25 protein-coding genes and 1 tRNA gene are annotated in these 26,805 nt (G+C 64.0%); 17 read left to right on the top strand and 9 right to left on the bottom strand.

The annotated features are described in order from the left end of the window. Nucleotides 1-10 precede the first annotated feature (10 nt). The 6 genes from ABCR88_RS01755 to ABCR88_RS01730 all read left to right on the top strand — a co-directional run bounded on the left by ABCR88_RS01755 (nt 11) and on the right by ABCR88_RS01730 (nt 7,222). Entirely contained in the window at nt 11-847 is an 837-nt protein-coding gene (locus tag ABCR88_RS01755) for an ABC transporter permease (protein ID WP_015633808.1), read from the top strand. Nucleotides 848-854: 7 nt separating this feature from the next. After that, entirely contained in the window at nt 855-1,670 is an 816-nt protein-coding gene (locus ABCR88_RS01750; protein WP_019093897.1) for an ABC transporter permease, read from the top strand. Nucleotides 1,671-2,074: 404 nt separating this feature from the next. After that, nucleotides 2,075-2,551, top strand: coding sequence for a formate dehydrogenase subunit gamma (locus tag ABCR88_RS01745; RefSeq protein WP_019093898.1), 477 nt, complete (start codon nt 2,075-2,077; stop codon nt 2,549-2,551). Further along, nucleotides 2,551-4,110 (top strand): NADH-ubiquinone oxidoreductase-F iron-sulfur binding region domain-containing protein, encoded by a 1,560-nt coding sequence (locus ABCR88_RS01740; RefSeq protein ID WP_350404040.1) that lies wholly within the window; start codon nt 2,551-2,553, stop codon nt 4,108-4,110. The genes ABCR88_RS01745 and ABCR88_RS01740 overlap by 1 nt, the downstream gene beginning before the upstream one ends. Further along, the gene (fdhF, locus tag ABCR88_RS01735; protein WP_350404039.1) at nt 4,107-7,004 is read left to right on the top strand and encodes a formate dehydrogenase subunit alpha; all 2,898 of its coding nucleotides are present in this window, start codon (nt 4,107-4,109) and stop codon (nt 7,002-7,004) included. Before ABCR88_RS01740 ends, fdhF begins: the two co-directional genes overlap by 4 nt. Continuing rightward, a complete protein-coding gene (locus ABCR88_RS01730) occupies nt 7,001-7,222 on the top strand; it encodes a formate dehydrogenase subunit delta (protein ID WP_350404038.1) in 222 nt (73 codons plus the stop codon). The genes fdhF and ABCR88_RS01730 overlap by 4 nt, the downstream gene beginning before the upstream one ends. 53 nt (nt 7,223-7,275) lie before the next feature. Here ABCR88_RS01730 and ABCR88_RS01725 read toward each other — a convergent pair whose 3' ends face one another. Beyond that, entirely contained in the window at nt 7,276-7,920 is a 645-nt protein-coding gene (locus ABCR88_RS01725; protein ID WP_350404037.1) for an amidase, read from the bottom strand. Between the two features lie 198 nt (nt 7,921-8,118). Here ABCR88_RS01725 and ABCR88_RS01720 point away from each other — a divergent pair, with 198 nt between their 5' ends. The 10 genes from ABCR88_RS01720 (at nt 8,119) to ABCR88_RS01675 (ending at nt 17,479) form a co-directional block, all read left to right on the top strand. After that, entirely contained in the window at nt 8,119-9,504 is a 1,386-nt protein-coding gene (locus tag ABCR88_RS01720) for a sodium:solute symporter (RefSeq protein WP_350023495.1), read from the top strand. Nucleotides 9,505-9,532: 28 nt separating this feature from the next. Continuing rightward, nucleotides 9,533-10,489: an agmatinase gene (speB, locus tag ABCR88_RS01715; protein ID WP_019093902.1), complete on the top strand. Its 957-nt coding sequence runs from the start codon at nt 9,533-9,535 to the stop codon at nt 10,487-10,489. 113 nt (nt 10,490-10,602) lie between these two features. Further along, nucleotides 10,603-10,678, top strand: a tRNA-Thr gene (locus tag ABCR88_RS01710). Between the two features lie 264 nt (nt 10,679-10,942). Next, nucleotides 10,943-11,926, top strand: coding sequence for an AraC family transcriptional regulator (locus tag ABCR88_RS01705; RefSeq protein ID WP_011058701.1), 984 nt, complete (start codon nt 10,943-10,945; stop codon nt 11,924-11,926). 161 nt (nt 11,927-12,087) lie between these two features. Next, complete coding sequence (locus ABCR88_RS01700; RefSeq protein WP_041115240.1) at nt 12,088-13,122, top strand: DUF1254 domain-containing protein; 1,035 nt, start codon at nt 12,088-12,090, stop codon at nt 13,120-13,122. A 213-nt stretch (nt 13,123-13,335) separates the two neighbouring features. Further along, nucleotides 13,336-14,187 carry a MipA/OmpV family protein gene (locus ABCR88_RS01695; protein WP_041115239.1) on the top strand — a complete coding sequence of 284 codons (852 nt, stop codon included), beginning with the start codon at nt 13,336-13,338 and terminating at the stop codon, nt 14,185-14,187. Between the two features lie 35 nt (nt 14,188-14,222). Further along, nucleotides 14,223-15,050: a phosphatase PAP2 family protein gene (locus tag ABCR88_RS01690; RefSeq protein WP_011058698.1), complete on the top strand. Its 828-nt coding sequence runs from the start codon at nt 14,223-14,225 to the stop codon at nt 15,048-15,050. 13 nt (nt 15,051-15,063) lie between these two features. After that, nucleotides 15,064-15,858: a hypothetical protein gene (locus tag ABCR88_RS01685; protein ID WP_011058697.1), complete on the top strand. Its 795-nt coding sequence runs from the start codon at nt 15,064-15,066 to the stop codon at nt 15,856-15,858. A gap of 79 nt (nt 15,859-15,937) precedes the next feature. Further along, the gene (locus ABCR88_RS01680; protein ID WP_011058696.1) at nt 15,938-16,324 is read left to right on the top strand and encodes a cytochrome c family protein; all 387 of its coding nucleotides are present in this window, start codon (nt 15,938-15,940) and stop codon (nt 16,322-16,324) included. Between the two features lie 24 nt (nt 16,325-16,348). Then, nucleotides 16,349-17,479 (top strand): hypothetical protein, encoded by a 1,131-nt coding sequence (locus tag ABCR88_RS01675; RefSeq protein ID WP_019094895.1) that lies wholly within the window; start codon nt 16,349-16,351, stop codon nt 17,477-17,479. Between the two features lie 72 nt (nt 17,480-17,551). Here the strand turns inward: ABCR88_RS01675 and ABCR88_RS01670 are convergent, their stop codons facing one another. From ABCR88_RS01670 to ABCR88_RS01650, 5 genes are all read right to left on the bottom strand, one after another. Then, complete coding sequence (locus ABCR88_RS01670; protein WP_350404036.1) at nt 17,552-18,247, bottom strand: tetratricopeptide repeat protein; 696 nt, start codon at nt 18,245-18,247, stop codon at nt 17,552-17,554. Nucleotides 18,248-18,252: 5 nt separating this feature from the next. After that, nucleotides 18,253-18,918: a hypothetical protein gene (locus tag ABCR88_RS01665; protein WP_350404034.1), complete on the bottom strand. Its 666-nt coding sequence runs from the start codon at nt 18,916-18,918 to the stop codon at nt 18,253-18,255. Nucleotides 18,919-19,125: 207 nt separating this feature from the next. Next, complete coding sequence (locus ABCR88_RS01660; protein WP_232643932.1) at nt 19,126-20,412, bottom strand: OprD family porin; 1,287 nt, start codon at nt 20,410-20,412, stop codon at nt 19,126-19,128. A gap of 238 nt (nt 20,413-20,650) precedes the next feature. Beyond that, complete coding sequence (locus ABCR88_RS01655) at nt 20,651-21,040, bottom strand: nuclear transport factor 2 family protein (RefSeq protein WP_015633792.1); 390 nt, start codon at nt 21,038-21,040, stop codon at nt 20,651-20,653. A gap of 27 nt (nt 21,041-21,067) precedes the next feature. Then, on the bottom strand, nt 21,068-21,763 hold the full coding sequence (locus tag ABCR88_RS01650) for a DsbA family protein (protein ID WP_041115229.1): 696 nt from the start codon (nt 21,761-21,763) through the stop codon (nt 21,068-21,070). Between the two features lie 262 nt (nt 21,764-22,025). On the opposite strand from ABCR88_RS01650, the gene ABCR88_RS01645 reads away from it, so the two are divergent. Further along, on the top strand, nt 22,026-24,125 hold the full coding sequence (locus ABCR88_RS01645) for a TonB-dependent siderophore receptor (protein WP_350404032.1): 2,100 nt from the start codon (nt 22,026-22,028) through the stop codon (nt 24,123-24,125). Nucleotides 24,126-24,206: 81 nt separating this feature from the next. Here ABCR88_RS01645 and ABCR88_RS01640 read toward each other — a convergent pair whose 3' ends face one another. The 3 genes from ABCR88_RS01640 to aguB form a co-directional block, all read right to left on the bottom strand. Next, entirely contained in the window at nt 24,207-24,407 is a 201-nt protein-coding gene (locus ABCR88_RS01640) for a hypothetical protein (RefSeq protein ID WP_011058687.1), read from the bottom strand. A gap of 244 nt (nt 24,408-24,651) precedes the next feature. After that, nucleotides 24,652-25,758, bottom strand: coding sequence for an agmatine deiminase (aguA, locus tag ABCR88_RS01635; protein WP_350404031.1), 1,107 nt, complete (start codon nt 25,756-25,758; stop codon nt 24,652-24,654). A gap of 5 nt (nt 25,759-25,763) precedes the next feature. After that, entirely contained in the window at nt 25,764-26,642 is an 879-nt protein-coding gene (gene aguB / locus ABCR88_RS01630; protein ID WP_183000645.1) for an N-carbamoylputrescine amidase, read from the bottom strand. Nucleotides 26,643-26,805 lie beyond the last annotated feature (163 nt).

The following is a 26,805-nucleotide window of genomic DNA, read 5'->3' as shown; positions in this document are numbered from 1 at the left end:
GCCGCCGACCATGAGTGCAACCCGAACCGCACGCCTGGAACGCAGCCTGCTGCTGTTCCCGCTGCCGCTGCTGCTGGTGGTGTTCTATCTGTTGCCGTTCTTCGGCGTGGTGAGCTGGAGCTTCACCCTGCCGGAGACAGGCTTCGGGCAGTACCAGCGCATCGCAACCGACCCGGCGATCCACGACATGCTCCTGCGCACCCTGCGCCTGTGCCTGATCGTGAGCCTCTTGGCCCTGGTGATCGGCTACCTGCTGGCCTACTGCTGGGTGTTCAGCCCGCCGTTCTGGCAGCGCATGGTGGAGATCTGCGTGTTCATCCCGTTCTGGATCTCGGTGCTGGTGCGGGCCTTCGGCTGGCTGATCGCCCTGCGCAGCAACGGCGTGGTCAACGACAGCCTGCTGTCCCTGGGCTGGATCGATCACCCCTTGCAACTGACCCGCAACGAACTGGGGGTGGTGATCGGTATGCTGCACTTCATGATCCCCTATGCCCTGTTCCCGCTGCTGTCGAGCATGCGCCAGCTGGATCAACGGGTGCTGCTGGCCTCACGCGGCCTGGGGGCCGGCGCCCTGCGGACCTTCTGGCAGGTGCTGCTGCCGCAGACCCTGCCGGGGCTGCTGGGGGCCTTCATCATGGTCTTCGTGTTCTGCCTGGGCTTCTTCATCACCCCGGTGCTGCTGGGCGGCGGGCAGACGGTGATGATTGCCGAATACGTGTTCCTGCAGATGTTCCAGACCAGCAACTGGGGCCTGGGCGCGGCCCTGAGCCTGGTGCTGCTGACCCTGGTCAGCGCGCTGATCTGGCTGCTGATGCGCATCACCCGTGTCAATCGACTGGTGGGTTGAGGTCACTATGAATACACATCGCACTGCCCTGAGTACCCGGCTGATCGCCGTGGTCGCCATGGCCTTCATGCTGTTCCCGCTGCTGACGGTGATCCCGGTTTCCTTCACCGCCAAACGCTACCTGTCGATGCCCGACGGCCACTGGTCGCTGCGCCACTACGAGGCGCTGCTGAGCAACCCCGACTGGCTGTCGAGCATCGGCCAGAGCCTGGCCATCGCCAGCGCCACCAGCCTGATCGCCACCCTGCTGGCGGTGAGTTTCAGCCTCGGCATCTGGTACCTGCGCTCGCGCCTGGCAACCCTGCTGATCGGCCTGGTGCTGCTGCCCATGGCCATTCCGCCGGTGATCTCGGCGCTGGTGCTGTACTTCATGGAAACCAACCTCGGGCGCATCGCCCCGGGCTGGGGCTACGACACCCTGCCCGGGGTGGTGATCGCCCATGTGGTGATGGTGGTGCCCTACGGCGTGGTGACCATGCTGGTGGCGCTGAGCCAGGTGGACCGGCGCATCGAACTGGCCTCGCGCAACCTGGGGGCGAGCCTGATGCAGACCACCTTCCTGGTGATGTTGCCGAACCTCAAGCTGGGGATCTTCTCCACCGCGCTGCTGAGCTTTGCCCTGTCCTGGGAGGAAGTGGCGGTGACCCTGTTCATCACCAGTGTCGACGTCAACACCCTGCCGCGGCGGATCTGGAGCGGCCTGCGCGATAACGTCGACCCCAGCGTGGCGGCGATCTCGGTGCTGCTGATCGGCCTGACCCTGCTGGTACTCATGGGCCGCCTGGCCTTGCAGTACGCCGCCCAGCGCCGCGCCCGCTCCTAGCGCCCGTGGCGAGGGAGCTTGCTCCCTCGCCACGGGGCCCACCCTACTCCCTGGCTATTCGCTTCCGAGCTGACCGAAGTCATCCCTCACTCTCCGCGTTTTATCCGATAGTGCCCCGCTCGCCCACCCGGTTGCCCAGGCTCTTCTAGACTCAATGGGTGGTCGTAGATGGAACCGAACAAGTCGCTTTCGTGCAGATGAACCAGAAGCAGCGTGTCAAGCTGCCCTTTATGCCCTGAACAGGTGCGGCAACGACCGCGCCGGGTACAACAAGATGCCCATTCAGGGTGCATGGCCAACGGCCTGAAACGCCGCGCTACCGTGACGCGGCAACCAGCGCCGCAGCCGACACTTTCGGACAGCCGACAACCACCAGGTGTGTCCGTGACCGTGAGGAATGCTGTATGCCTGATGAAACACTGCACCTGCCTCTGATCCACCGCCTGCTGGAGCGCCACAAAGACTCCCCGGGCGCGCTGCTGCCGATCCTCCACCAGATCCAGGAAGAGCTCGGCTACATCCCCGATCCCGCCATCCCGGAAATAGCCCACAGCCTCAACCTGAGCCAGGCCGAAGTTCGCGGGGTAATCAGCTTCTACCATGACTTTCGTACCTCGCCGCCGGCGCGGCACATCCTGCGCCTGTGCCGCGCCGAATCCTGCCAGAGCCGCGGCGCCGAGCAACTGGCGGCGCAGCTGCGCGAGCGCCTGCAACTGGACGACCACGGCAGCAGCGCCGACGGCAACATCAGCCTGCGGCCGGTATATTGCCTGGGGGCCTGCGCCTGCTCGCCAGCCCTGGAGCTGGATGGCCAGCTGCATGCACGCCTGAGCGCAGAGCGCCTGGACGCGCTGCTCGACAGCTGCCGGGAGGACGCGTGATGCCCAGCCTCTACCTGCCCTGTGATTCCCTGGCCCGCGCCGTGGGCGCCGATGAAGTGGCCAAGGCCATCGCCACCCAGGCCGAACAGCGCCAGCTGCCGCTGCAACTGCAACGCACCAGCTCCCGTGGCCTGTACTGGCTGGAGCCGCTGCTGGAAGTCGACACCCCGGACGGGCGCCTGGGCTTCGGCCCGGTGGGCGCCGCCGACGTACCGGCGCTGCTGGACGCCCTGCAAGGCGATGCCGCCAGCCATCCCCTGGCCCTGGGCCGGGTCGAAGACCTGCCCTACCTGAAGAACCAGCAACGCCTGCTGTTCGCCCGCGCCGGCATTACCCGGCCGCTGTCCCTGGCCGATTACCGGGCCCACGGCGGCTTCGAGGGCCTGACCCGCTCCATCGCCCTGGGCGGCGAGCAGACCGTGGCCGCGGTGCTCGACTCCGGCCTGCGTGGCCGCGGCGGCGCGGCCTTCCCCGCCGGGATCAAATGGCGCACCGTGCGCGACACGCCGCCGCAGCAGAAGTACGTGGTGTGCAACGCCGACGAAGGCGACTCCGGCACCTTCGCCGACCGCATGCTGATGGAGGGCGACCCGTTCCTGCTGATCGAAGGCATGGCCATTGCCGGCCTCGCGGTCGGCGCCAGCTACGGCTACATCTACGTACGCTCGGAATACCCCCAGGCCGTGGCGACCCTGCGCGAGGCCCTGGACATCGCCCGGGATGCCGGTTACCTCGGGGCCAACGCCGGCGGTAGCGGCCAGGCCTTCGACATGGAAGTACGGGTCGGTGCCGGGGCCTATATCTGCGGCGAGGAGACCGCCCTGCTGGATTCCCTGGAAGGCAAGCGCGGCATCGTTCGCGCCAAGCCGCCGATCCCGGCGCTGCAAGGCCTGTTCGGCCAGCCGACCCTGGTGCACAACGTGCTGACCCTGGCCTCGGTGCCGCTGATCCTGGCCAAGGGCGCGGCGTTCTATCGCGACTACGGCATGGGCCGGTCCCTGGGCACCATGCCCTTCCAACTGGCGGGCAACGTGCGCCACGGCGGTCTGGTGGAGCGGGCCTTCGGCCTGACCCTGCGCGAGCTGGTGGAAGGCTATGGCGGCGGCACCGCCAGCGGCCGGCCACTGAAGGCTGCGCAAGTCGGCGGCCCGCTCGGCGCCTGGGTACCGCCTTCGCAGTTCGATACGCCGCTGGATTACGAAGCCTTCGCCGCCATGGGCGCGATGCTCGGCCACGGTGGCGTGGTGGTGGCCGACGACAGCCTGGACCTGGCCCGCATGGCGCGCTTCGCCCTGCAGTTCTGCGCCGAGGAATCCTGCGGCAAATGCACCCCGTGCCGCATCGGCTCGACCCGCGGCGTGGAGGTCATCGATCGCCTGCTGGCCGCTCCCGATCAAGGCCGCCGCGATGAGCAGGCGCTGATCCTCAAGGACCTGTGCGACACCCTGCAATACGGCTCGCTGTGCGCCCTGGGCGGGATGACCTCCTACCCGGTGGCCAGCGCCCTGAAGCACTTCCCCGCCGACTTCGGTCTGGCGCCCTCGGAGGCCGAGCAATGATCACTCTTTTCGACCCAGCCACAGACATCGATCTCAATGCCGTGGACTTCGGCACCCCGGCCCGCGACAGCCAGGTGCAGGTCAGCCTGAACATCGACGGGCGCAGCATCAGCGTGCCCCAGGGCACCTCGGTGATGCGCGCCGCGGCCCTGATGGGCACCACCATTCCCAAACTCTGCGCCACCGACAGCCTGGAAGCCTTCGGTTCGTGCCGCATGTGCCTGGTGGAGATCGACGGCATGCGCGGCTACCCGGCCTCCTGCACCACCCCGGTCAGCGAAGGCATGGTGGTGCATACGCAAACGCCGAAACTGGCGACCCTGCGCCGCAACGTGATGGAGCTGTACATCTCCGACCACCCTCTGGACTGCCTGACCTGCTCGGCCAACGGCAACTGCGAACTGCAGACCGTCGCCGGCCAGGTGGGCCTGCGGGAAGTGCGCTACGGCTATGACGGCGCCAACCACCTGCAGGATCAGAAAGACACCTCCAACCCCTACTTCGACTACGACCCGAGCAAGTGCATCGTCTGCAACCGCTGCGTGCGCGCCTGCGAGGAAACCCAGGGCACCTTCGCCCTGACCATCAGCGGCCGCGGCTTCGAATCCCGGGTTGCGGCGGCCGGTGGCGACAACTTCCTGGACTCCGAATGCGTGTCCTGCGGCGCCTGCGTGCAGGCCTGCCCCACCGCCACCCTGATGGAAAAGAGCGTGGTACAGATGGGCCAGCCGGAGCGGGCGGTGATCACCACCTGCGCCTACTGCGGCGTGGGTTGCTCGTTCCGCGCCGAGATGAAGGGCGACCAGCTGGTGCGCATGGTTCCGGACAAGAACGGCCAGGCCAACCACGGCCACTCCTGCGTCAAGGGCCGCTTCGCCTGGGGCTACGCCACCCACCCGGACCGCATCACCAAGCCGATGATCCGCAAGCACATCAGCGACCCTTGGCAGGAAGTCAGCTGGGACGAAGCAGTGTCCTACGCCGCCAGCGAACTGCGGCGCATCCAGTTCAAATATGGCCGCGATTCCATCGGCGGCATCACCTCCAGCCGGTGCACCAACGAAGAAACCTACCTGGTGCAGAAACTGGTGCGGGCAGCCTTCGGCAACAACAACGTCGATACCTGTGCGCGGGTCTGCCACTCGCCCACCGGCTACGGCCTCAAGCAGACCCTGGGGGAATCCGCCGGGACCCAGAGCTTCGACTCGGTGATGCAGGCCGACGTGATCCTGGTGATGGGCGCCAACCCCAGCGACGCCCACCCGGTGTTCGGTTCCCAGCTCAAACGGCGCCTGCGTGAAGGGGCCAAGCTGATCGTGATCGACCCGCGACGCATCGATCTGGTGGACTCGGTGCACGCCCGCGCCGAGCTGCACTTGGCTCTGCGGCCAGGCACCAACGTGGCCATGCTCAATGCCCTGGCCCATGTGATCGTCACCGAAGGGCTGGTCAATCAGGAGTTCGTCGACGCCCGCTGCGAGCCGGAAGCCTTTGCCCTGTGGAGCGCCTTCGTCAGCCGCGCCGACAATTCGCCGGAAGTCCTTGGCGCCATCTGCGGCGTACCTGCCGCCGATATCCGCGCCGCCGCGCGCTTGTACGCCACCGGCGGCAACGCCGCGATCTACTACGGCCTGGGCGTCACCGAACACAGCCAGGGCAGCACCTCGGTGATGGGCATCGCCAACCTGGCCATGGCCACCGGCAACATCGGCCGTGAAGGGGTCGGGGTTAACCCGCTGCGGGGGCAGAACAACGTCCAGGGCTCCTGCGACATGGGCTCCTTCCCCCACGAGCTGCCGGGCTACCGACACATCTCCAACCAGGCGGTACGCCAGCAGTTCGAGCAGGCCTGGAACGTCACCCTGCAGGCCGACCCCGGCCTGCGCATTCCCAACATGTTCGAAGCGGCCCTGGGCGGCAGCTTCAAGGGCCTGTACTGCCAGGGCGAGGACATCGCCCAGAGCGACCCCAACACCCAGCACGTGACCGCGGCCCTGTCGGCCATGGAATGCGTGGTGGTGCAGGACATCTTCCTCAACGAAACCGCCAAGTTCGCCCACGTGTTCCTGCCGGGCAGCTCGTTCCTGGAAAAGGACGGCACTTTCACCAACGCCGAACGGCGCATCTCGCGAGTGCGCAAGGTCATGGAGCCCCTGGGCGGCAAGGCCGACTGGGAAGGCACCCTGGCCCTGGCCGCGGCCCTGGGCTACCCGATGCACTACAACCATCCTTCGGAAATCATGGATGAAATCGCCCGCCTGACCCCGACCTTCACCGGCGTCAGCTACGCCAGCCTGGACCGCCACGGCAGCCTGCAATGGCCGTGCAACGACGCCGCGCCGGATGGCACGCCGACCATGCACATCGACGAGTTCGTGCGTGGCAAGGGGCGCTTCATGCTCACCGGCTACGTGCCCACCGACGAGAAGGTCAACGGTCGCTACCCGCTGCTGCTGACCACCGGCCGCATCCTCAGCCAGTACAACGTCGGCGCCCAGACCCGGCGTACCGACAACGTCGCCTGGCACGCCGAGGACCGCCTGGAAATCCACCCCACCGATGCCGAGAGCCGGGGTATCAACGAAGGCGATTGGGTGGGCATCGGCAGCCGCGCCGGGCAGACCGTGCTGCGGGCCCGGGTCACCGAGCGGGTGGCACCGGGGGTGGTCTACACCACCTTCCACTTCCCCGAGTCGGGGGCCAACGTGATCACCACCGACAACTCCGACTGGGCCACCAACTGTCCGGAATACAAGGTCACCGCGGTGGAAGTCAGCCGCGTCTACCACCCTTCCGAATGGCAGAAGCGCTACCAGGCATTCAGCGAAGAGCAGCATCGCCTGCTGGACAAGCGTGGCCGCTCCCGGGGCGGCAAGGCGGAGGTGCGCCGATGAGCACCGCCAACCTGATCAAGATGGCCAACCAGATCGCCTCGTACTTCGCCAATGAGCCGGACCAGGTACAGGCCGTGCTCAGCGTGCGCAACCACATGCAGATGTTCTGGACCCCAGGCATGCGCAAGGAACTGCTGGCCTGGCAGACCGAGCAGCAAGGGGCCGAACTGCATCCACTCGTGCAGCAGGCGATGCGCGACGCGGGCTGGGAGGCCTAGACCAGCCCTCACCCCCGGCCTGCTACCCCAGGCCGGGGCTACCCTCCAACGGCTCAGCTACCCGGGCACTTGCTGTCCACCGGCGGCTTGGCCTGGACCGCCATCGGCATGACCGCTCCCGGCTTGCCCAGTGGCAACAACTGGTACACCGCAAAGGCACACATGGCTGCGGTTTCGCCGTTCGCCTGGGGGATGTAGTTCAGGCCGACATAGGCCTCGTAGCTCTTGCCCGGCTCGAACAGCACCACCTTCCTCACCTCGGGGCAGGTGCTGTAGGTGCTGCCATAGCCACCCGCCGCCACGCCCCCGCCTTCCAGCAGGAAAGGCCGGCCCGCCGGTACCCGGTACTCGGTGGCGATCTCGTTGTAGGCGCCCTCGCCCCTGCGGATCGCCCCTGCGTAGGCCGGCAGTTTCGGCGCGAACCTGGGCAGCATGTCGATCTGCCGGGGCTGCCCCGGGAACTGCGGGTAGTTGATGTTGGCCTGTTGATCGCTGCCGAAACGCCCGGCCTTGGCCAGGCGCTTGCTGTCCCCCAGGCACCCGGCATAGGCGTCCCCGCGCACCTCGCCGTTGGTGATCACCCGCAACTGCGCGGTCGGCACGCTCAGGGGCGGTTCCGAATAGGGCTGTACCGGTTTGACACTGCAAGCGCCGAGCAACGCCATCGCGGCCAGCAGGGTGGGAGTTGCGAGATTCATCACTGAAGTTTCCTTTGACTGAGGCGGCCACCGGGCCCGCACAGGCTATCGGCCGAGTGCCCGCAGCCTTCACTGCCACCCAGGCACTTTCCACAAAACACAAGCCAGCTTGTGCCCGCCGGGATGTACCCGGCAACCCCTGCCACCTACGCTGCGCCGACCTGCCTTCAACAACAAAAACAAAAGGAAGCGACGGTTATGGCACTCGATTATCTGGTAATGGCGATCTACGTCCTGCTGATGGCCGGCCTCGGCTGGTGGGGCATGCGCAAAGTGAAAAACCAGGATGACTTTCTGGTGGCCGGGCGCCGCCTGGGCCCAGCCCTGTACCTGGGCACGCTGTCGGCGGTGATGCTCGGCGGCGCTTCCACCATAGGCTCGGTGCGCCTGGGCTACAGCTACGGCATTTCCGGGCTGTGGCTGGTGTTCATGCTGGGCCTGGGGATCATCGTGCTGAGCCTGGTGTTCTCCCGGCAAATCGCCCAGTTGCGGGTCTTTACCGTGACCCAGATCCTGGAGCAGCGCTATCAGGCGTCCTCGCGGCTGATCGGTGGCTGCGTGATGGTGGCCTACGACCTGATGGTGGCGGTGACCGCCACCATCGCCATCGGCTCGATCACCGAAGTGGTGTTCGAGATCCCGCGGATCACCGCAATCCTCTGCGGAGGCGGCCTGGTGATCTTCTACTCGGTGATCGGCGGCATGTGGTCGCTGACCCTCACCGACATCATCCAGTTCGTGATCATGACCCTGGGGATCTTCGGCGTCCTGCTGCCCATGAGCCTGGGCCAGGCCGGCGGCCTGGAAGCCTTGCAGGCCAACCTGCCGGCGGGCTTCTTCGAGCTGGGCAATATCGGCCTGGACACCATCCTTACCTACTTCCTGCTGTACTTCTTCGGCGCCCTGATCGGCCAGGACATCTGGCAGCGGCTGTTCACCGCCCGCAGTGAAAGCGTGGTGCGCTACGCCGGGCTCGGCGCCGGGGTCTACTGCATGTTCTATGGCGCCGCCTGCGCCCTGGTGGGGGCCGCCGCCAAACTGCTGTTGCCGGACCTGGCGGTGGCGGAAAACGCCTTCGCCGAAGTCACCCGCAGCGTGTTGCCCGCCGGCCTGCGCGGCTTGGTGGTGGCCGCGGCCCTGGCCGCCATCATGTCCACCGCCAGCGCCTGCCTGCTGGCTTCGGCCACGGTGCTCAAGGAAGACATCTACAGCCGCTTCCTTACCCGGGGCGGGGAAAACCACTTGGCCAGCAGCCGCTGGATCACCCTCGGGCTGGGGGCGGCGATGCTGTTGATGGCGTGCCTGGTGAACGACGTGATCGCCGGGCTGAGCATCGCCTACAACCTGCTGGTGGGCGGCCTGCTGGTGCCGATCATGGGCGCGCTGCTGTGGCGCCGTGCCTCGGCCAGGGGCGCCATCGCCTGCATGCTCACCGGCAGTCTGACGGTGATCGCGTTCATGGTCCGCGACGGCATTCTCGCCAACACCCCGATCTACTACGGGCTCGGGGTCAGCCTCCTGACCTTTGTCGGCGTCAGCCTGACAAGCCGGGCGGCACCGGCACTGCGCAGCGCCACCGAATAAACCTTCACAGCGAACAAGGAACCCCGCCATGTCCAAGCCCTTCCCCCAACCCGTGGATGCCGCCCTGGTACCACGCTTCGCCGGCATTCCAAGCTTCATGCGCCTGCCGCTGTTCGACGACCCGGCCCAGGTGCAGATCGCCCTGGTGGGCGTGCCCTGGGACGGCGGCACCACCAACCGTGCCGGTGCCCGCCACGGCCCGCGGGAGGTGCGCAACCAGTCGAGCCTGATGCGCAAGGTGCACCATGTCAGCCGCATCGCCCCCTATGACCTGGTCCGGGTCGGTGACCTGGGTGATGCACCAGTGAACCCCATCGACCTGCTGGATTCGCTGAAACAGATCGAAGGTTTCTTCAGCCAATTGCACCAGGCCGGCGCCGTGCCCCTGGCGGTGGGTGGCGACCACCTGGTGACCCTGCCGATCTTCCGCGCCCTGGCCCGCCACCGGCCCATCGGCATGGTGCACTTCGATGCCCACTCCGACACCAACGACCGCTACTTCGGCGACAACCTCTACACCCACGGCACGCCCTTTCGCCGCGCCATCGAAGAAGGCCTGCTGGACCCCAAGCGCACGGTGCAGATCGGCATTCGCGGTTCGATCTACAGCGCCGACGACGAGGCTTTCGCCCGGGACTGCGGGATTCGCGTGATCCACATGGAAGAGTTCGCCGACATCGGCGTCGAAGCCACCCTGGCCGAAGCCCGGCGCGTGGTGGGCGACGGCCCGACCTACATCAGCTTCGACGTCGACGTACTCGACCCGGCCTTCGCCCCCGGCACCGGCACCCCGGAGATCGGCGGCATGACCACCCTCCAGGCCCAGCAGATGATCCGCGGCTTGCGCGGCCTGAACCTGGTCGGCGCCGACGTGGTGGAAGTCTCGCCGCCCTTCGACGTCGGCGGCGCCACCGCCCTGGTGGGCGCGACCCTGATGTTCGAGTTGCTGTGCATCCTCGCCGAATCGATAGCGCAAGGCTCCTGAGGAGGGCCAGCCAATCGTTTGCCAGCGGACGCGGCCCTGAGCGCTTCGCAAAAATAGTCAGATTTCAGGGGTTTACAGAAGCCCGCCAATCGCTATAATCGTCGCCCTGACACGCCGGTATAGCTCAGTTGGTAGAGCAACTGACTTGTAATCAGTAGGTCCCGGGTTCGACTCCTGGTGCCGGCACCATACAAAACAAAGCCCTCGCAGCGATGCGAGGGCTTTGTTGTTTCCAGGGTCAAACAATCCTCTCCCGATGCCTTCAGCACCTTGCTGGACCCGGTATCGCCGCGCTTCAGCCCCCTTACCCTTCTTCGCAAGTCCCACAAGCACAACGTCCTTCGTGTTTAATGCACATCGCCAGCACGACTCCGGCAGGTGTTTTGCGCTAGTGTTTCCTGCGGACTCGGACGGTCTTCACGTGCACGGCCTTTGAACCAGGTGCAAACGCTCATGACCCATGCAACGCCCTCCATCAAACTCAGCACGCTTCAGCAAATAGCGCCCTACCTGAGCATGCGCGGAGTGTCGCCGCTGGAGTTCTTCCGGCGTTACGGGATTTCCCCGCAGGTTTTTCAATACCCGGATGCCTGGGTGCCGCGAGCGACCTGTTTTCACATCGCCAATGAAATGGCCGCAGTCGCACAGGACCCCTTCGCGGGTGCAACGGTGGGGCACCTGATCGAAGTACGCTCACTCGGCGCCTGGGGCGGGTTGATCCTGGGTTCGACCAACCTTGCCCAGGCGTGCGCAGTGGCAGCGATCCATACGGACTTACTGCATCAAGGAAGTGACGTAAGAATCGTTACCGAAGGCCGTACGACGAAGCTGATCCAGCAATTCACCGGGCAGCACGGGGCTGATCCGAAGCAGGTCATTCTCGGCACTCTGGCGCTGCTGAGGAAAGTGCCGCTCATGTCCGGCGAGCCTTGCGCCATACGGGTGCATCTGCAAAACCCGCGGGAGCGAGGAGATGAGGCGCTGGAGGAGTACCTGGGGCCGAATCTGCACATGAACGCGAAGCACAACATGATCGAATTTGATCGTGAGCTGCTCGACACCCCTCTGCAACCTGCCCGGGATGACGCCTGGAAAGTCACCGAGGCCTTGAAGTCGACCGCGCAAGCCGCCGGTGTGCTGATCGAACGGATCGCGGATCAGGATCGATCCAAACTTACCGCTATTTCAAGAAACATCGGCTTGTCTTCCCGAACGCTACAGCGTCGCCTCAAGTACTGCGGCATCGACTTCGAAGACCTGCGTGACGAAACCCGTCGCAGCGAAGCACTGCAATTGATTGCCAGCGGCAAATACACCGCGACCGAGATTGCCTACATGGTGGGCTACAGTGATCAGGCGCACTTTACCCGAGCCTTCAAGCGCTGGACCGGAAGTTCGCCGTCGCGCTACCGCTCGCTCTTGAAAGATGATCGTTAACCTCTTCGCCTGACCCTCCCGCCCTACTATCGGGCGCCTTCAAATAACCCACTTCGCGGTACTTGCCTGTTGTGCTTTTGGCACCAAATGGCAAGTTTCCAGCAGGGTGTTCTTATAAAGTCTGAAAAGGTAATGCCCACTTAAAAGAGCTAGAGGTTTACATGCCCGATTCATCCACGGCCTGCATCGTCGCCCTGACGCTGGCCACTTTTGCCAGTGCACACGCTCAGTCATCCGCTGATGCGCCGGTGCGGGTAAATGTCGACAACTTTGCTCGCGCCGAGTCCGACCTCTACATGGGCAAGAGTGTGAAGAGTGGAGGCTTGGGGCGATTTGTTCACAGCCGCGAAGCGGTTGCCATCGACGCTCAGGATGTCATCCGCATGAACAGAGACACGCTTTACTCGTCAGCGGTGTTCGATCTCGATGCCGGCCCGGTGACTGTCACCTTGCCTGAAGCCGGTGAGAGGTTCATGTCGATGCAAGTGGTCAACGAAGATCATTACGTGCCGGCAGTCATTTATGGGCCCGGTCCCCATACGCTGGCGAAAGAGGACATCGGCACACGCTATGTATTTGTCGCTATCCGCCTGTTCTTCGACCCCACGGATCGCAAAGACCTCGAGCAGGTGCATGCGCTGCAGGACGCCATCCAGGTCAGCCAGGCCAGGCACGGGGAGTTCGTGGTTCCGAAGTGGGATCAGGCGAGCCAGAAAAAAGTGCGTGATGCCCTGGCTGTTCTGGGTTCGACCCTTCCCGACTACAACCAGTCCTTTGGCCCGAAAGGCAGGGTCGATCCGGTGCGCCACCTGATCGGAACCGCAACGGGCTGGGGCGGCAACCCGAGCAGGGACGCCATCTACCTCGGAGCAGTATTGCCGCACAACGATGGAAAAACCGTCTACCGGCTCAAGGTTGAACAGGTACCGGTCAAGAGTTTCTGGTCTGTGAGTGTTTACAACGCCGACGGGTACTTTCAGAAAAACCCCTATGACGCCTATTCGCTGAACAACCTCACTGCCAAGAAAAGTGCCGATGGTTCAATTGTCATCCAGTTCGGGGGTTGCGAGGCCAAGGTCGTCAATTGCCTGGTTACGACACCCGGCTGGAACTACACCGTCAGGCTCTATCGACCGAGTAACGAAATACTCAGTGGCCAATGGCGTTTTCCACAGCCCGAGCCCGTCGATTTGTAAATTCGATTATTCGAGCAAGTGCAAGTTTGTCGAAACGACGGACTCCTGCCATCGGTACTTGTAAACGCACTGTGGCGATCAATGAGGCCAGCGCTTGCGCCGGGGGTTTACCGGCCTGCGATCACCTCGGATACCAGCACCTGCAAGTTGAATATTAGTGATCAACTCAGCAATGGCTCTGCACTACAGAGTTCACACCCAAGGAAATGAACAATGACACTCAAGGATCATTCACATTCTTTCAGGTCTCCCGTGGTGTTCTCCCTAAGTGCAGCCCTTGCATTGATGCTGGTGCCGCCAGCCCAGGCTGCCCCGGCCGATTCAGGCGGCACGCCATCGGTGACGGTAGGCGGTGGCTTGGCTGTTGGCCCGTTGTACCAGGGCTCTTCCCACTACGCCGCCTTCCCGTCACTGAAGCTCAAGGCGGTCATGCCGACCCAGGACTGGGGCACCTTTACTGCGGCCTTTCCGGAAGGGCTGCGATGGGATCTGCCGGGACTGGCGCCTTTCGGCGTGGCCCTGCTGGTGGGTTATGACCCAGGGCGCAAGGAACGCATTCACACCCTGGACGGCCGTGATGACTACCTGCGGGGCATGGGCAACCTGGACAGCACCGCCCTGGTGGGGGCAGAAGCGTACTGGATCCTGCCCGCCGGCCGCTTGTTCGTACGCGGCCTGCAATCGAGCCAGAGGCGCAATTACGGTGGCGAAAGCCTGGGCCGTACGGCGTACCTGGAAGCCGGGGTCGCCACCACCTACCCGCTGTCTTCGACCTTGACCCTGGACTCGACGCTGTACGGCACCTGGAGCAACGAGAACGACATGATGGCCCGCTTCGGCGTCACCGCCCAGCAAGCCGCACGCACCCGGTTCGATGAATACCACCCCGGGGGCGGGATGCGCGACGTGACCTTGAAGCTGGGCCTGACCTGGCAATGGCAGCCACAGCTGGCGCTGGAAGGGGGCATCAAGACCTACGCCCTGGTCTCCGACGCCCGTGACAGCCCGCTGACGGGGGAAAAGGTCGGTGCCGGAGCCTATCTGGACGCCTTGTACCGGTTCTGATCAGCCGTGGTCATGGATAGAAAAGAGAACGCACGATGAAAAAAATACCTGAACCCTTCGCAGTGACACTGTCCCTGGCCGGCCTGCTCTGGTCGGCATGGGCGCTGGCCGAGGACGCCGCCACGAAGGTCACCGACCCGCACTTCAAGCTGGCGCCAGGCTACCTTGAACCGGCTGACTTGCCTGTACGCCTGGCCTTGCTCGGGGCCCCGCCAAAACCGGGCTCCGCGGCTCTCGCGCGGGATGAAGAAGCACGGCGTGCGGCGCTGGCGCTGCGTGGCTCGAGCCGGGAGAAACTCGCGGCAACCGATGCAGAACTGTCATTCCCCGGCCCGGCGAAAACCTTCTCTTGCGCGCTGGGCACGCAGATCAGCGAAAAGAGCACACCCCATCTCTATACCTTGATGCAGCGCACCCTGACGGATGCGGGGGGCTCCACCTACGCCGGAAAGAATGCCTACAACCGTACTCGCCCCTTCGTGGTGCATGACGAAGGCACGTGCCGCAAGGACATGGAGCCACTGCTGCGCACGGATGGCTCCTGGCCCTCCGGCCACTCCGCAGCGGGCTGGGCCTGGGGCCTGGTCCTGGCCGAGATCAGCCCGGCCCGCGCCACCGAACTGATGACCCGTGGCCTGGCATACGGCCAGAGCCGGGTCATCTGCGACGCCCACTGGCAGAGCGACGTGGACGCTGGCCGCATCATGGGGGCCGCGACGGTCGCCAGCCTGCATGGCAATCCGGCATTCCTCGCCGACCTGGCGGCCGCGAAGGAGGAGGTCAAGGCGGCGCAGCAGGCCGGCCTGAAGCCTGCCGAGGACTGCGCAGCCGAAGGCGTGGCTCTTGGGCTGACCCAGCACTGATCGGAGAAACAGCATGATCCACCGTGACCATCCGCACTCACCGTTGCTGCACCGGCGTACCCGCCTGGCGCTGCTGCTGGGCGCCTTGACGACCGCCGGAACCAGCCTGCCGCCCGTGGCCATGGCGGCAGACGACGATGGCTGGCGGTTCAACGGCGGCCCGTACGTGTGGGGCGCCGGGATCCGCGGGCACGTAGGCCACCGCAGCACAGGGACCCAGTTCATCAAGTCCGACTTCTCGGACATCGCGCGCAGTGTCGACATGTCGGTGATGCTGATGGGCGAAGCGCGGCGCGGCCCCTACAGCGTGCTCGCCGACCTGATGTACATCGACACCGACACCCGCAACCGGCTGCCAGCCGGAGCGCTGGCGTCCAAGCTAGAGGTGCAGAGCAAGACCGCCTCGGGTTTCCTGGGGGGCGGCTACCAGGTGCTGGGGGATGACGATCATCGCCTGGACATCGCCGGCGGCGTGCGCGTCTGGTACAGCAGCACCAGCATCACCCTGCACGGTGGTCCGGCCGGGGGCCTGTCGGGCTCGGACAAGGCCACCTGGGCCGACGCGATGGCGGGGTTGCGCGGGCACTACGCCGTGAACGAGCGGTTCTGGCTCTCCGCCTGGGGCATGGCGGGCGCCGGGCAGTCCCGGGAAGACTGGGACCTAGCCGCACTGGCGGGCTGGGAGTTCCTGCCGGGCTTTTCGGCGGTGGCCGGCTACCGGGCCATGGGGGTCGATTATCGCCATGACGGGTTTGTCTACGACATCGTCCAGAAGGGCCCGCTGCTGGGTATCAGTGGGCGCTTCTGAGCCTTGTATCGCAAGGCTCCCCCCAGGCATGCGCTTCATGCTCCAATAGCCGCCGATTCCAGCTGCACGCAGGCCGCCCATGAAGCCTATCGCCGTATCGATCCTGACCCTGTTGCTCCACTCCCTGCTATTCAGCGCCCCGGCCCTGGCCGGTGATGCCGAAGCCGGCGCCAAGCTGTTCAAGCGCCTGTGCAGCGGCTGCCATAACATCGGGCCTTCGGTACGCAGTTCCTTCGGGCCGCAGCTCAATGGCATCATCGACCGCCCCGCCGGCAGCGCCGCGGACTACCAGTACTCGACGGCCATGAAGTCCTCGGGCATTGTCTGGAGCCGGGACAAGCTCATCCAGTACCTGGAAGACCCCAAGGCCGTGGTGCCCGGTACCCGGATGATTTTCTGGGGGCTGAGCGATGAGGAAAAAATCGATAATCTGCTGGCCTATCTGCAGACGTTCCAGACCCCCTGACCCGTTTTCGACAAGGATGTGTTGATGAAGCTCCCTTTGCTCTCGCTGGCGGCCATGAGCCTCGCCCTGGGCGCGCTGGCGCCCGATCTGCAGGCCGCCGGCTTCGACTGCGCCAAGGCCTCGACCCAAGTGGAAAAGACTGTCTGCGCCACGCCGACGCTGTCCGCCAAGGACGAGGAGATGACCCGCCGCTACCAGGCGCTGAAGCACTTGCAGGTGTTCCGCCTGCTGCAAGGCCACTGGTTGAAGAACACCCGCAATACCTGCCCCGACACCGATTGCCTGGAGTCGGTCTACCGGGCCCAGGTGAAAATGCTCACGTCGCTGCCGATTCCTCCCGAGCCCGCCCCGGACGCACTGCGCCCACTGGCTCCCGGCGAGGCGTACCTGGTCTATGACCCGGACGACTGGCAGAACTTCACCCTGGCCACCTTCAACAGCACCCTGCCCCAGGGCGACCAGCAGATCGTCGATGCCCAGGTGATAGCCGGGGTGCTGCATGTGGTGCTGTTTGTCGGGCGCTATCAGCAGGGCAAGCCGGTGTATGTGGGCACCCTGTATGAGTACGCCGATGACCAGCCGGGGCTGCATCCCATCGCCCAAGACATCGCCTTCGCCGGCTGGGCCAATCCCGGGGCCAACGACCAGGGGCCGCGCTACGCCGGGATAGTCGATGGCCAGTTCTACTACCGCGAGCAGCTGGCGGGCCAGTTGCAGCAAAGCATGGTCTACCGCCTGGGTTCGCGCAGCGCGCCCGCCAGCACTCAGCAGGTGTTCCAGGTTGGCTCCAACACCTTCATGCACGCCCGGGCACGGGTGGAGCAGGACCTCAATCGCGACAGCAGCCAGCTGTCCCTGAACTATGACCGCGCCAACGCGGGCAGCCATTCGGAGAACATCACCGAGCAGAAACAGCCCGATGCCGGATGGGCCATCGTCAACCCGACCTGGAGCACCACGCGCCCGGTGCTGTACTTCGATAACCAAGGGCCCCGGGCCTGTATCTGGCGGGTCGATATGCGGGGCAAGGAGTTGTCGAAGATAGTCACCGATCACGACGCAATGTCGGCCCGGCCGGTGGATATCCATGGCCGTGAAGCGGTGGTCTACCTGCAGGGCAACCAGCTGAAGTTCGCCATCAATCCGGACGACTGACGAACAGCGTTCGCGGATAAAAAAAGGCTCGCGATCCGGCGAGCCTTTTTTATTGCATCAACCACGCTGCATTCAAGGCAGCTTGATCTTGTACTCGGCCAGCTTGGCCTGGTGCTGCGGCTCGACGTACTTCTGGTTCACCAGCTTGGCGAACTGGGCAAAGTCGGCGCGGGCGTCGTCGGGCTGGCCCAGTTTGTCGTAGGCCAGGCCGCGGTGGTAGAAGGCCCAGGCATAGTCGGGCTGCTTCAACAGGCCGGTGCTGTAGGCTTCCGCGGCCTCGCGATAGCGACCCAGGTCGTACAGCGTCTGGCCCAGGTGGTAGTAGGTCGGCATGTTGAAACCGCTGCCCTTGCCCGCCTCACCCAGGTTGTTGTCAAGGTTGGACTGCACCAGCTCCAGGGCCTTTTGCGGGTTGCCCGCTTCGCGATACAGACGGCTCAGGTCCAGCACCGCCCGAGCATCGGGCTTGGGGCCCAGCTCGATGGATTTTTCCTTGGCGGCGATGGCTTCCGGATAACGCTTGAAGCTGGCGTAGGCATCGGATTTGAGCCAGTACACCAGGCTCTGCATGGGCTGGCTCAGCTGGTTCTTCTCAAGGCACAGGTCGGCCTCTTGCAGCACCACGTCGAATTTTTCGGCCTTGGAAGCCTGGCCCACCATGCGGCAATGGGCGTAGTTGATCTGGTCCTGGCTCTGCAGGCTGGCGCAGCCAGTCACAGCAAGGGCACACACAAGCAGGAGCGACCCGCGTACAGACAATGAAGGCATGTTTTTCAATCCAGCAGATGGGCGTTGAGGTCAGGGCGATACACCTGCAGCAACGGCGCGGTGACCGTACCCTGCAAGCTGCAGAAGATCGTGGTGCGTCCGGCAATCGGTGCGTTGGTGGTACCGATGTCGATGCTCAGGATGCGTTCGACATAACCGAACGGCGTAGCCACGCCACCGCCCGCCAGGCCTTCGGTGCGCCACTGGTCGATGGGGTCGCCGACCCGGCGGATCTCCACCCGGCTCATGGCGCTGCGGTCTGCCTTCAGGCGGCTGTTGTCCACCAGCAGCGGCTTGAGTGCCGCGGCCACGTCCTTGGGCTGGCCCTCGGCGACAAAGCCCCAGAACAGCAGGTTGCCCACCGACTTCAGCGACTGAGCTTCGTTGTAGTAGCCCACCAGGCGCACGCCATTGACCAGCAGCGGCTGTTCGAAGGACTGGTAGCGCCCGCCTTCCTGCAAAGGGTTCATGACCTTGGGCGCGCTTACCGCACCGTACCGGGCCAGGCTCAAGGTGCCGGTCGGCAGTCGGGCGGTATTCAGGTTCTGGAAGAACTGCGCATCGCAGCGGGAGAAGTCGCTCAGCAACTGCTCGGGCGCAGTCGCTTGCTGGCCGTGGGCGATGCTGGCGACGCTCAGCAGGCACAGGCCGGATAGCAGGGTACGGAACATCGAAATCATCCGTGACGAGACAGGGGGGTGGACTGTAACAAGATTGATATGCGCCAACCACTGGCTGAAACAGGCACCCGGGCGAGAACAGTCACCCGCCATCCCGGGCATTTCTGCAACCCGGATGCCCAGGCACAAAAAAGCCCCGAACCAGTCGGGGCTTTTCGTGTTGCAACCCCCTGATATCAGGGGGTGATCAGGCGTTCATCAGAACACGTTGATCGGGTAGTCGACGAACACACGCAGTTCGTTGCCGCCCACGTTGTACTCGGAAGACTTCTGCGAAACGCGCAGTACCGAGCTGCGTACTTTCACGCTCAGGTCTTTGGCCGGACCGCTCTGTACTACGTACTTGAACTGGTTGAAGATTTCCCGCTCGCTGCCGCCGGTGGAGGTCGAGGTGGTGATGTTGTCGCCACGCACGTAGGCCACGTTGTAGGTCAGGCCCGGTACGCCGAAGGCGCCGAAGTCCAGACCGTAGCCCAGCTGCCAGCTGCGCTCGTCTTCGGCGTTGAAGTCGGACCAGTAGGAGTTGGCCAGGTAGATGGTGTTGCCGCCATCGCCCACGCGGTTCTGACCACGCTGGTAGCCGCCATAGGCATAGCCCAGGTGGCTGTCGCCGGTGCTGCGCTGGTGCGCCAGGGTGAAGGAGTGCGGGCCCATGGCGTAGGTGGCTGCCAGGCTCCAGATCTTGTTGTCTTCGCCGCCGGCTTTAGCCTTCTCGGCGTAGGACTTGTCCAGCTCGGTACGGTAGCCGTTGAAGTCCAGGGTCAGGGACTGGTCAGTGGCCAGCGGGAACACGTAGTTCAGGTTGATGTATTGCTTCTTCAGCACGTCTTCGACGTCGGAAGCGTACAGCGCGCCCTTGAACTGCTCGGTGAACTGGTAGCTACCGCCCAACACGTTGATCGACTTCAGGCCACCGCTGTCACGACCTTCGTCGCTCTTGCGCGACTCGGCGGTGAAGTGACCAGCGTTCAGCTCCAGGCCCTTGATCTCCTTGGAGGTGATCAGGGTACCGGTGTAGCTTTCCGGCAGCAGGCGCGAATTGTCGTAGTTCAACACCGGCAGGGCCGGCATCTGGTCGCCATAGGTCAGCACAGTGTTGGAGAAGCGGAACTTGACCGCGGCGCCGGCCTTGGCCAGGTCGTTGGCGGCCTTGCCGCTGTTGTCTTGCTTGAAGAAGTCGATGCCACCGGCACCGCTGCGACCCTTGCCGCCGTCCAGGCGCAGTGCGTACAGGCCGAAGGCGTCAACGCCCACGCCCACAGTGCCTTGGGTGAAACCGGAGGAGAAGGTGCCGATGAAACCCTGGCCCCATTCAGCCTTGTCCGGGTTGCCATCTTTGTAGTCACGGTTGATGTAAGCGTTGCGCAACAGCACTTTCAGGCTGCTGTCTTCAACAAAACCCTTGGCGTCGGCCTGGCCGTCGGCCATGGCCTGTGTTGCGCTCAAAATCCCCAGTGCAACCAAGCAGATCCGCTGTTTAAACATTTTATTTTCCTTATTACGGTTTGGTGACGCGCTGTGAGCTCCGCGGCTATGGCGATTGAACGCTCTTCTACCGTTGAAACAAAAAAGCCCGACCGCGGGTGAGCACGGTGGGCCTTTTATTATTCTGAAATATGGCTCCTGGCCACAGGCGTTGGGGCGAATCCTATCTGCGCCTTTAACAACGTGTCAATTTCGTGAATCGTCTTTGAATAGCTGAAAATATTCTAAGAACTGCGGGCTAGAGCATTGCCAGCTGCACACTGTGACTGTCCACGAATTGTTCGAAGTGAGTGACCTTGCCATCTTTAAGTGTCCACAAATGAGCCACCCGTACATCGATCGGTTTGCCCGAGGCCTTGTAGACGCCCTGGTAATTGCCATAGGCGAACACCTTGTCGCCCTGGGCCACATAGTTCTCGACCTTGAAGGTGAAGTCCTGCCATTCCGAGCCCAGGCGCTTGAAGACGTGCTCCAGCACCGCCTCGAACCCTATGTAGGTGCCGGCATAGGGAAAGCCTGCCGCCTCGGTCCAGCGGGCATCGGGGGCCAGGGCCGCTGCGGTGTTGCGCGCATTTTCCTGGGAGTTGGCACCTTCGTAGGTGCTCTTGATCAACGCTAGGTTATCCATGGGTGACTCCACGCAGGTCAGGTGAGTTCAGGGTGTGCAACCGTCCAGGCCACAGGCCTGGACCACGCCATCGTGAGGGCCGCTATCGGCGCCCAGGGAGGTCTTCAGCCAGTCGGCGAAGGCCTCGGGTTTGCCCAGCCAGGGGCTGATGTCGAGCAACTGGTAACGACCATCGCGCTCCAGCACCAGGGTCGGGAAGCCTTGCCCGCCGACCTTGGCCAACAGGGCCCGGCTGGCCTTTATATGGTTGTCCAGTTCATGGGCCACCGCCTGGTCGAAGGCCGCCTCGAAGGCGGCCGGGGCAAACCCCTGGGCCTGCGCCAGCTCCAGCAGCACCTGCCGGTCGGCGATCCTGCGCCCTTCCAGATAATGCGCCGTCTGCAACCGGCCCAGAAATTCCAGGCCCCGCCCTTCCATAGCCTGGGCCGCCAGTACGGCGGCAATCGGCGGCGCCGAGTCGAAGGTGGCCGTCTCATCCCGCAGCAGGCCCTCGAAATAGGCCTGGCCAAAAGGCTGCCCGCTGTACTCGGCGATCCGCCGGTCATGGGGCATGACGTAATCGCGCAGTTGCGGCGAGACCGGCTGGCGGTTGCGCCCGGTCATCATGCCGCCGGCATGGGCCACCACCGGCACCACCGCCTGGGCGGCCTGCACCAGCGGCTTGGCACCGTAGCACCAGCCGCACAGGGGGTCATAAATATAGTGAAGGGTGGCCAAGGACATATCTGGGCTCCAGCAAGGTCTTGAAAATTCGATGTCACGCAGACTAGGCCGCGCGCGCCAAGGGAAAAACCTCGAATTGGCTTTTAGTCTGTTGCTGTAACCGGTCGAATCCGTCTGTTTAGCCTCAGTATGCGAACCGATACCCGAAAGATACATTCAGAAACAAATAGCCAGGGGAACTTATTAGTGAATATTTAACATCTGTTAATGACAAGCATTACCATTCGCACCCTCGAATTTCCCCTTCTCGGATGCGTTTCAGATGCCTGCCCATTTCCGCCTCATGCCCCTGTCCCTGGGTCTTTGCACCCTGCTGGCCAGCGGTTTTGCCTGCGCTGCCAGCACTACCCTGCCGATGACCTCCATCAGTGCCGAGGCCGAAGCCGACCCCGATGACCCACGGGTCAAGGAAGTCAGCACTGCAACCCGTACCTCGACCCCGGCGCGCTACGTGCCCCAGGCCATCGACACAATCAAGACCGCCAACGTGCTGGACTACGGCGTCAACGACCTGGGCAGCGCCCTGAGTGGCATTCCCAACGTCAGCAGCGGCTCGGACACGCGCTTCGACAGCCTGCGGATCCGCGGCTTCGATGCTAGTAACGACTTCTATCTGGACGGCATTCGCGACGACAGCCAATACGTGCGCGACCTGCACAACATCGAGCGCATCGAAGTGCTCAAGGGCCCGGCGGCAGTGCTCTACGGCCGTGGCAGCCAGGGCGGGATCATCAACCGGGTGAGCAAGCTGCCGGAATTCGGCCGCCGCTCCAGCGTCGAAGTCCAGGGCGGCAGCCAGGACCTGCGCAGCCTGTATGCCGATCTCAGCGCCGACCCGACAGAGAACATCAGCCTGCGCCTGAACCTGGGCAACGAGGACCGGAACAGTTTCCGCAAAGGCGTCAGCGGCAACCGCCAATTGTTCGCCCCGTCCATGAGCTGGCAACTGACCCCGGACCTGAACTGGCTGGTGCAGTACGAATACAGCCGCTACAACCGCACCCCGGACCGCGGCATCCCCGGGGTTAACGGACGCCCGGCGGACGTCAGCCGCGACACCACCTACGGCGATCACCGCGACTACATCGACGACAAGTCCCAGTCCCTGCGCTCCAAGCTGAGCTACGAGCTCAGCGAGAACTGGCAACTGCGCCACACCCTGGGGGTATTCAAGCTCGACAGCGATTTCGACAACACCTATCAGACCGGCTACAACGCCACGACCGGCAAGGTCCAACGTCAACGCTGGCAGCAGGACCTGAAGACCCGCAACGTCTACAACAACACCGAACTGGAGGGCCGTTTCGACACCTTCGGCCTGGAACATCGCCTGCTCACCGGCCTGGAGCTCGGCAGCCAGCGCCGCGACCCGATCCTCTACAACGCCGCCACTTCCGGGCCGGTCAGCCAGGCGGTGCCCGCCGTCGACCTGTACACCCCCAACCCGTACCAGAGCCACACCGGCCGCATGCAGGTCTGGAGCAACAACCACACCGAGGTCGAAAGCCGGGCCCTCTATGTGCAGGACCAACTGCGCCTGAACGATCAATGGCAATTGCTCGCCGGCCTGCGCTACGACAACTTCGATGTGCAGACCAGCAACCGCAAGAACGGGCTCTCCGAAAGCCGCGAAAGCCACAGCGTCAGCCCGCGCCTGGGGGTGGTCTGGACGCCGCTGGAACACCACTCGTTCTATGCCTCATGGAGCAAGTCGTTCTCACCGGTGGGCGGCGGCCTGATCGGCATCACCCCGAACGCCGCCGGTAACGGCAACGACCTGAGCCCTGAGCTCACCCGGCAGAAGGAAGTCGGAGTCAAGAGCGACTGGCTGGGCGAACGCCTGAGCACCACCCTGGCGGTGTATGAGCTGGAGCTCTACAACCGTCGCACCTCCGATCCGCAGGACCGCAGCATCACCCTACTCACCGGGCTGCAACGCTCCCGCGGCATCGAGCTGACGGGCACCGGCAAGATCGTCGGCAACTGGTACCTGCGTGGCGGCATCGGCCTGCAGGACGCCGTGGTGGTCAAGGACAACAACGGCTTCGAAGACAAGCGCGTGAACAACGTCGCCAAGCGCAATGGCAGCCTGTTCATCACCTGGAAACCGGAACTGGGCTGGTACGCCGAGACCGGCCTGACCCTGGTCGGCGACCGCTTCGCCGATAGCAGCAACACCGTGGCGCTGCCCGGTTATGGCCGCTGGGACGCCCTGGCCGGTTACCGGCACAAGGACTGGGACGTACGCGCCGCGCTGAACAATATCGCCGACCGCGAGTACTACAGTTCCGCCACCAGCGCCTTCCAGATCCAGCCGGGCGACCCTCGCAGCCTGGTGGTCACCGGCAACTACCGCTTCTGACACCCGCACGCCCGGCATCTGTATGACAGGCAAAAAAAAGCGCTGCCATCCCGGCAGCGCTTCGCACAATCCCTTGTTTGTCTATCCTTTCACCACATCCCACAACGCCTGCAGTTCCGCCTCGCTGAGCAATCCAGCGGGGTAACGCTCAATGATGATCCGGCGCGGATCAGGTTCCCTGATCTGACGCGTTCCATTGGACTTCAACCACTGGGCCAGCACCTGCAGCGACTCGTTATTCATTGCCAAGGGATGGGACGCCCGCTCGCTGACCATGTTCATTCCAGCGCTCTCCTGGTATCTGAGCGGCCTAACTTATCCAAGCTTTATGACAGAACAACACCGTTCTCCATGTCTCAGAATCACGCCAGGAAAGATACAAGAGCTATGCCAATGTGCCACCCGTGCCGATATACGGTCATGAAAAAGCCCGCGGCCTGTCTAGGCTGCGGGCTGGCTGGTGAAGCTCAGGCCACGGGCCGGACCGGCACCGGCAAACAACCGGCATCGGCTGTTACAACGGCACTCAAATCCGCTGTGGCGCGGGCTGTTGCTGGGTAAGGCAGTGGATATTGCCGCCCCCCAGTAACAGTTCACGGCCCGGCACCATCACCACTTCGTGCTCGGGAAACAGCTGCTGCAGGATGGCCTTGGCCTGGGCGTCCATCGGGTCGTCAAAGCTGGGCGCGATAATCCCGCCATTGACGATCAGGAAGTTCACGTAGGAACCCGCCAGGCGCACCGAAGGGTTGCGCTCCTGGCTGCCCTCTACCGCGTCGACCCCGGCGCATTCCTCTTCGGTGGCGTACAAGGGGCCGGGAATCGGCATCTTGTGCACCTTGAAGGTGCGACCCTTGGCGTCACGGGTGTTTTCCAGCACCTGCAGGGCGGCCTGGCAACGCGGGTAGTTCGGGTCCTCGGGGTCGTCGGTCCAGGCCAGCAGCACTTCGCCCGGGCGCACATAGCAGCAGAAGTTATCCACATGGCCGTCGGTTTCGTCGTTGTACAGGCCGTCCGGCAGCCAGACGATCTGCTCCACCGCTAGATGCTCGCGCAGTACCGCCTCGATCTCTTCGCGGGACAGGTGCGGGTTGCGGTTGTGGTTGAGCAGGCATTCCTCGGTGGTGATCAGGGTGCCTTCGCCATCGACGTGGATCGAGCCACCTTCGAGCACGAAGCCCTCGGTGCGGTACTCCTGGCAACGTTCGATTTCCAGCACCTTGCTGGCGACCTGCTCGTCACGGTTCCACGGCGAATACAGGCCGCCTTCGAAGCCGCCCCAGGCGTTGAAGCCCCAGTGCACGCCGCGCACCTCGCCGCTGGCGTTGATGACAAAAGTCGGGCCGGTGTCGCGGACCCAGGCGTCGTCGCTGGACATTTCCACCACACGGATATTGGGCACGTCCAGGCGTGCCCGGGCGTTTTCATACTGGGCCGCGGACACCGCCACTGTCACCGGTTCAAAGCGCGCGATGGCCTTGGCCACCGCGGCATGGGCGGCCTGCGCCGGCTTGCCGCCCAGGCGCCAGTTGTCCGGGCGCTCGGGCCAGATCATCCAGGCCTGGGTCTGGGTCGCCCATTCGGCGGGCATGTAGAAACCGTCGGCGCGCGGCGTGCTGTGCAAAGTGCTCATAGTGTTCAGGACTCCAGGGAACCGTCGAGGGTTTTCAGCGCGCCATAGAGGTTCGGACGACGGTCACGGAAACTGCCCCAGGCGCTGCGGATGTGCTCGAGCTCGTCGAGGTCGAAGCTGTGCACAAGGATACCTTCTTCAGTTTGGTTGAGCTCCTGAACCTTCTCGCCGAACTGATTGGCGATGAAGGACGAGCCGTAGAAGGTGATGTCGTAGCCGTCCTGCTCTTCGTTGCCGATGCGGTTGCTGGCGATCAGCGGCATCAGGTTGGCCCCGGCATGGCCCTGCTGCACCCGCTGCCAGTGGTCGCGGGAGGAAATTGTCTGGTCGTGGGGCTCGCTGCCGATGGCGGTGGGGTAGAAGAGAATTTCCGCGCCTTGCAGGGCCATGCTGCGGGCGCACTCGGGGAACCACTGGTCCCAGCAGATGCCCACGCCGATCTTCGCGTAGCGGGTGTTCCATACCTTGAAGCCGGTATCGCCCGGGTTGAAGTAGTACTTTTCGTGGTAGCCGGGGCCATCCGGGATGTGGCTTTTCCGATAAATCCCGAGGTTGCTGCCATCGGCATCGATGATCGCGATGCTGTTGAAACGCGCCCGCCCGGCCAGCTCGTAGAAGCTGATGGGCAGCACCACTTGCAGCTCCCTGGCGACTTTCTGGAAGTGCGCGATGGCGGGGTTGCTGTCCACCGTGGTGGCCAGTTGCAGGTAATCCGGATTGGGCTTCTGGCAGAAGTAAGGCGCCTCGAACAGTTCCTGGATCAGGATGATCTGCGCCCCCTTGGCCGCGGCTTCGCGTACCAGTTTCTCAGCGGTTTCGAGGTTGGCCTCAAGGTCCCAGGAACAGGCCATCTGGGTAGCGGCGACGGTAACGGTACGGCTCATGGATCAACTCCTGGGCAAGGCGAAGCGGTCGATGACAACGGACACAAGGCACCGGGCACGGCGAGGCCGGGCCTGGATATGGTCACTTTATATCCGATAAATATCGACTTTAAAAGCTGAAAACCCATTAGCCACGATAAATTACCGACAAAAAGCCGATAAC

The sequence above is a fragment of the Pseudomonas sp. W17 genome, assembly GCF_040268305.1.
GTDB classification, from domain to species: Bacteria; Pseudomonadota; Gammaproteobacteria; order Pseudomonadales; family Pseudomonadaceae; genus Aquipseudomonas; species Aquipseudomonas protegens.
This window is presented reverse-complemented; position numbering and strand designations above follow the sequence as displayed.

What these genes read in the sequence shown, in the direction of transcription:
- ABCR88_RS01670 (WP_350404036.1), bottom strand. Translation starts at nt 18,247, where the DNA reads ATGCCTTCATTGTCTGTACGCGGGTCGCTCCTGCTTGTGTGTGCCCTT.
- ABCR88_RS01685 (WP_011058697.1), top strand. Translation starts at nt 15,064, where the DNA reads ATGATCCACCGTGACCATCCGCACTCACCGTTGCTGCACCGGCGTACC.
- ABCR88_RS01705 (WP_011058701.1), top strand. Translation starts at nt 10,943, where the DNA reads ATGACCCATGCAACGCCCTCCATCAAACTCAGCACGCTTCAGCAAATA.
- ABCR88_RS01720 (WP_350023495.1), top strand. Translation starts at nt 8,119, where the DNA reads ATGGCACTCGATTATCTGGTAATGGCGATCTACGTCCTGCTGATGGCC.
- ABCR88_RS01740 (WP_350404040.1), top strand. Translation starts at nt 2,551, where the DNA reads ATGCCCAGCCTCTACCTGCCCTGTGATTCCCTGGCCCGCGCCGTGGGC.
- ABCR88_RS01655 (WP_015633792.1), bottom strand. Translation starts at nt 21,040, where the DNA reads ATGGATAACCTAGCGTTGATCAAGAGCACCTACGAAGGTGCCAACTCC.
- ABCR88_RS01745 (WP_019093898.1), top strand. Translation starts at nt 2,075, where the DNA reads ATGCCTGATGAAACACTGCACCTGCCTCTGATCCACCGCCTGCTGGAG.
- ABCR88_RS01640 (WP_011058687.1), bottom strand. Translation starts at nt 24,407, where the DNA reads ATGAACATGGTCAGCGAGCGGGCGTCCCATCCCTTGGCAATGAATAAC.
- ABCR88_RS01750 (WP_019093897.1), top strand. Translation starts at nt 855, where the DNA reads ATGAATACACATCGCACTGCCCTGAGTACCCGGCTGATCGCCGTGGTC.
- fdhF (WP_350404039.1), top strand. Translation starts at nt 4,107, where the DNA reads ATGATCACTCTTTTCGACCCAGCCACAGACATCGATCTCAATGCCGTG.
- speB (WP_019093902.1), top strand. Translation starts at nt 9,533, where the DNA reads ATGTCCAAGCCCTTCCCCCAACCCGTGGATGCCGCCCTGGTACCACGC.
- ABCR88_RS01755 (WP_015633808.1), top strand. Translation starts at nt 11, where the DNA reads ATGAGTGCAACCCGAACCGCACGCCTGGAACGCAGCCTGCTGCTGTTC.
- ABCR88_RS01665 (WP_350404034.1), bottom strand. Translation starts at nt 18,918, where the DNA reads ATGTTCCGTACCCTGCTATCCGGCCTGTGCCTGCTGAGCGTCGCCAGC.
- ABCR88_RS01645 (WP_350404032.1), top strand. Translation starts at nt 22,026, where the DNA reads ATGCCTGCCCATTTCCGCCTCATGCCCCTGTCCCTGGGTCTTTGCACC.
- ABCR88_RS01695 (WP_041115239.1), top strand. Translation starts at nt 13,336, where the DNA reads ATGACACTCAAGGATCATTCACATTCTTTCAGGTCTCCCGTGGTGTTC.
- ABCR88_RS01725 (WP_350404037.1), bottom strand. Translation starts at nt 7,920, where the DNA reads ATGAATCTCGCAACTCCCACCCTGCTGGCCGCGATGGCGTTGCTCGGC.
- ABCR88_RS01700 (WP_041115240.1), top strand. Translation starts at nt 12,088, where the DNA reads ATGCCCGATTCATCCACGGCCTGCATCGTCGCCCTGACGCTGGCCACT.
- ABCR88_RS01650 (WP_041115229.1), bottom strand. Translation starts at nt 21,763, where the DNA reads ATGTCCTTGGCCACCCTTCACTATATTTATGACCCCCTGTGCGGCTGG.
- ABCR88_RS01690 (WP_011058698.1), top strand. Translation starts at nt 14,223, where the DNA reads ATGAAAAAAATACCTGAACCCTTCGCAGTGACACTGTCCCTGGCCGGC.
- ABCR88_RS01730 (WP_350404038.1), top strand. Translation starts at nt 7,001, where the DNA reads ATGAGCACCGCCAACCTGATCAAGATGGCCAACCAGATCGCCTCGTAC.
- ABCR88_RS01660 (WP_232643932.1), bottom strand. Translation starts at nt 20,412, where the DNA reads ATGTTTAAACAGCGGATCTGCTTGGTTGCACTGGGGATTTTGAGCGCA.
- aguA (WP_350404031.1), bottom strand. Translation starts at nt 25,758, where the DNA reads ATGAGCACTTTGCACAGCACGCCGCGCGCCGACGGTTTCTACATGCCC.
- aguB (WP_183000645.1), bottom strand. Translation starts at nt 26,642, where the DNA reads ATGAGCCGTACCGTTACCGTCGCCGCTACCCAGATGGCCTGTTCCTGG.
- ABCR88_RS01680 (WP_011058696.1), top strand. Translation starts at nt 15,938, where the DNA reads ATGAAGCCTATCGCCGTATCGATCCTGACCCTGTTGCTCCACTCCCTG.
- ABCR88_RS01675 (WP_019094895.1), top strand. Translation starts at nt 16,349, where the DNA reads ATGAAGCTCCCTTTGCTCTCGCTGGCGGCCATGAGCCTCGCCCTGGGC.